Below are 4,370 nucleotides of genomic sequence, written 5' to 3'. Positions count from 1 at the left end.
GCTGACGAGCAAGAGCGCATCGAACTTTTGCATCAAGCAGGGCACGACGTTCTTACAGGCCTCCAAAACAGACGCAGATTTAGCGAGCGTCTAAAGGAAGTTGTCGCGAGCGCGGCAAAATCGAGGGAAAAAGAGGCACTTCTGCAGATTGATCTCGACGAATTCAAAAATGTTAACGACACGCTTGGTCATGGGGCAGGAGATACGCTCCTGCAGTTGGCCGCCAGCCGAATCCAGGGCCAATTGCAGGACGGAGAAACTGCTTACCGGTATGCTGGCGACGAATTCGCTGTCATTCAGTCTGGTAAACCTCAGCCTGCTGAGGCAGAACGTCTTGCTGGCGCCATTATTCGGGCGCTCAGGGAGCCGTTCTTTATCAACGACATTCCAGTGTTTATCGGTGCAAGCATTGGCGTGGCCTTTGGGCCGGAACACGGAACGGAAAGCGAGCAGCTTATGAAGGCGGCCGATATTGCTCTATACGCAGCCAAGAGCGATGGTCGGGGCTGCGCGAAGATCTTCAATCGCTCGATGCTGTTGCTGCTCGAACAGCGTGAAAATTTGAGACGCAGTCTCAGGTCTGCGCTCGAGCGTGGTGAACTTTTTCTTGAATACCAGCCATTGTTCAAGTCGACGTCAGTGCTGGTCGGCTTTGAAGCTCTCTTGCGGTGGCGCCATCCGGAAATCGGTCTCATCCCGCCAGCGGTATTCATTCCAATTGCTGAAGCTGATGGCCTGATGGACGATATTGGCCGCTGGGTCTTGGTTGAGGCCTGCAGTCAGGCGAAAACTTGGCCTGCAACACTTGCTATTACCGTGAACATGTCTCCTGCCCAATTCCTCAGCGGCAAGCTTACAGACACGGTGGCGCAAGTGATTGATGCTACAGGTATCCAGGCCGAAAGACTGGAGCTGGAGATCACTGAAACCGTGCTCCTTGAAAAAACGATCGACAATATCGATACGTTGAATACCTTGAATGTTTTAGGCATTCGCATTTCACTTGACGACTTCGGAACATCCTATTCTTCGCTAAGTTATTTGAAGAATTTTCCTTTCGACACAATAAAAATCGATCGGTATTTCATAAATGACGTGGAGACGGATAAAAAGAGTCAGGCAATCGTCAAGTCCATTATCAAACTTGCGCATGGTCTGGGGATGAGCGTCACTGCTGAAGGTGTGGAGACGTCAGGACAGGCGCGATTGTTGCAACACTTGGGCTGCGACTATCTCCAAGGCTATTTTCTGGGACGGCCCGGCAATCAAGATGTTACGCGTGAACTGATTGAACGCTGGGTGGTAAGAGCATTGTCCATTGAGGAGACAAATCAGCGGCGCATCTGATCCGCCCCCGCCACGGCATTACATTGCATGGCGGGACTGCCAGTGGAACTCAATGAATTAAGAGCGATCTTATCGCCAATCATCAATAAATTTTGGCTTTACGCAGACGATGGGGAAACAATGACTATTGCACAAGCCAATGCAGCTGCGGCCGCATTTGAAGCGTTGATAGAGTTTGACATGCACATTGAGACCTTTGCGTCGAACTGGGTGCATTGCGATCAATTGTCAACATATCTGGCGCGAATGATTAGTCACAATCGTGCGGACTCCGCTCGGCATTCGAATCTTTTCTCCTCCGCTTTGAACGAACTACTAGAGGTAGCCTTTCGTGCCCGCCATACCGACGGCGAACTGCAGTGTAAGGTCTTGCGCTCCGGCAACTGGGACAGAATTGCGTTGACGTTTCCTTGCACGGAGGAAGAGCGAACTTTCTTCAATGGGGCTTTGGCCCAGATATCAGGAGACGATGCACTCGAACGGTATTTATTCTCCGTATCGACGGACCTGGCGCCAAGTCGCGAAGTTGTATTGGCGGAACTTGTGCTAAATTACGAGGCTTTGATCAGCATCGAGGATGCGGGCGCTCACAGGATCAGGCTGATCGTCGATTTGCCACTTGAGGAGCTGGTCATTTGAGCTCCCACGACCTTTTTCCGCGGTTCAAAGCGCGGTACGACATCAATAATCAGGAGTTCTCCATTTCCGGCATTGTCCGGCCGCATTCAATCGACGAACTGGCCTCCAGTTTACAGCTGTTCAAGGACGCTATCAGTGGCGAACGCGGCGTGCTGTATGTGAATATCAGACGTTTGAAACAGATGAACAACACAGCCTTTCAGGCTCTTTCGCGCCTGATCATCGACACCTGCCGTACACGAGCCGATTTAAAGTTTGTAATCATCACGTCGAGTGTGGTCGGATGGGCATCGCGGAAATTCGCTCGTCTTAGTCAGATTGAATCCAATATCACGGTGAAGGAATACGATAGCGAATTCTATCCGGGCCAGAGCTTTCTCGAGGAAGGCGGCTTCATTCCCATCCTGCGCACGCAAACGAAGATGACGTGGCGACATGAACGCGAAATTCTGCCGCGGCATGGCATGCGGCCGGGGATTGTCATGGCTGATATTTGCTGTGGAATAGGCGACTTCGCCGTACTCGCAAAGAAAGCATTCGAGCCATCGCGAATTGTTGCCCTTGACCACTCACAATCAAGTCTGGCGTATGCAAGGCGCGTGGCGGCAGATTTTGATATTAAGGGCATTGAATACGTCTATGGCGATGCGTCCGAGATGCTGCTGGATGGGGAGCAGTTCGATCTGGTGACTTGCCGGCACTCGTTGCAGATATTCAACCGGCCTGAACTTATCCTTAATGAACTTTATCGCATATGTAAGCCCGGAGGGCGTGTCTACATCACAAATGAGAAGAATTCTCACTGCCTTGGCGAGCCCCGAGCCGCAAGCATTCAATGGACCTACAACGAGGTTGCCAAGCTGTTCAAGCATTTTGACATGGATGTGGAGCTGGGTCCCAAGAGCCGGCGGTACCTGTTGGAGGCCGGCTTTGAGGACATCAAAATTGAATCCTTCATGGTTACCAACCGCGATGGTGACCCACAAGATTTCGCGGACGTCATTGCGGCATGGGAAAATGTCTATGCTGGCGAGATGGCTGTAAAGCGCGGCGATAGTCCCGAATTCATCAAACGTTTCAGGCAAGGGTTTCAGGACCACATCTATAGCGCTCTACACGCTAAAGGTTATGCGGGTTGGCCAATATGGGTCGCTTCGGGACGCAGACCGCGATGAGGGCCGTCGAAGAGCAAGCACCTCGCTTCGGCCTGCGCTCCTTCAGGGCAAAATTTGTACTCGTGGTTGGCGGCGCGGTTCTATTTGATCTTATCTTGAGCGGCGGACTGGCACTGTGGAACGTTCAAAAGCTGTCGCGGGACGCAACATCGGAAGTAGGCCAGGGGCTAACAAATGCGACCCAGGACTATATTCGCTCTTATGCAGCATCGACAGCTTCCGAGGTGGATCTCCTTCTTGACCGTGTGCATGGGGACGTACGCACCCTAGCCGGTGTATTGCAGGCACAGATTGATAATCCTGAAAGACAACGAGGTGTTGGTGCGACTTTAGCGCAGCAATCGCCCCAATCGGTCAATACTGTCTACAACAGTTCCGGCGGGTGGGCGCAGAACCTGCCTGGGGTGCCATCCGTCATCAGCGTGTGGGGGTACCTGTTGGGGCCTGATCACAAGCCTCTTGCGGCCGTGCAGCAGGACATCGATGACAGCGCTGTTCTCGATCTCGTTGCGCCGAGCTTACTGGCGGGAGGCCCATCCAAACTTCAGATGTATTACATCGGCCCCAAGGAGCGGCCGATATTTAGAACTGCTCCCTATACTGACCAGGCCCAAACGTTTGACAAGCTGTATCCGGGCCACAACAGCGCAGAGTTCTGGGAGTTCTTTTTCCCTGGCATCTACGGGTCTTGGGAACATTGGGCCAAGGAACCAAGCTCGAAACCAGCCAATGAAATAACGCAGACCGCACCTTATACCGATGCCATTACCGGCAAACTCATTGTCAGCTTTTTTAGTCCATTGTGGACCAAAGACCATGCCAATGTAGCGGGAGCGGCAGGAGCGGATATTACCCTCGATCAGCTAACGGAGATCGTGGAAAATGTGAAGATTGCCAATACCGGTTTTGGCTTCTTAACAATGTCGAATGGAAACGTTTTGGCCATCAATCCGGCGGGCGAGGCAACCATAGGACTAAGTTCATCAAGTGATGCTGCGGCGCAAGGTGTGACTGGTACGGAACGATCCCTGACGAAAAGCTCGCAACCGACAATTGCGACGCTGCCGCTCAATCAGCAAAATGACGGCGTAGTTCAGCATATAGTCCTTAACAGCAACGGTGAAAACGTTCCCTATATTGTTGTTCTCAAGAGACTGAAGGCCAATAACCTGTGGAGTTCGGGGCCGATAACGCAAGAAACCATGTCTG

General features: G+C 52.2%; 4 protein-coding genes. All 4 read left to right on the top strand.

The window, feature by feature from the left end:
• The coding region (locus tag AAAC48_RS07060; RefSeq protein ID WP_340653503.1) for an EAL domain-containing protein at window positions 1-1,347 on the top strand (1,347 nt) is incomplete at its 5' end.
• Between the two features lie 120 nt (window positions 1,348-1,467).
• A complete protein-coding gene (locus AAAC48_RS07055; protein WP_340653504.1) occupies window positions 1,468-1,986 on the top strand; it encodes a ubiquinone biosynthesis methyltransferase UbiE in 519 nt (172 codons plus the stop codon).
• Window positions 1,983-3,161 (top strand): methyltransferase domain-containing protein, encoded by a 1,179-nt coding sequence (locus AAAC48_RS07050; RefSeq protein WP_340653502.1) that lies wholly within the window; start codon window positions 1,983-1,985, stop codon window positions 3,159-3,161. The genes AAAC48_RS07055 and AAAC48_RS07050 overlap by 4 nt, the downstream gene beginning before the upstream one ends.
• Window positions 3,158-4,370, top strand: a 1,213-nt coding sequence (locus AAAC48_RS07045) for a cache domain-containing protein (RefSeq protein WP_340653501.1), incomplete at its 3' end; no start/stop codon positions are given. The genes AAAC48_RS07050 and AAAC48_RS07045, both read left to right, overlap by 4 nt.

Origin of the sequence: Phyllobacterium sp., assembly GCF_037994405.1 — a bacterium.
Classification (GTDB): Bacteria; Pseudomonadota; Alphaproteobacteria; order Rhizobiales; family Rhizobiaceae; genus Phyllobacterium.
Note: the sequence above shows the minus strand (reverse complement) of the source record. Positions and strands in the feature narration are given on the sequence as shown.

Excerpts from the sequence above, each read along its gene's own strand:
- AAAC48_RS07055 (WP_340653504.1), top strand. The coding sequence starts at position 1,468 with ATGACTATTGCACAAGCCAATGCAGCTGCGGCCGCATTTGAAGCGTTG.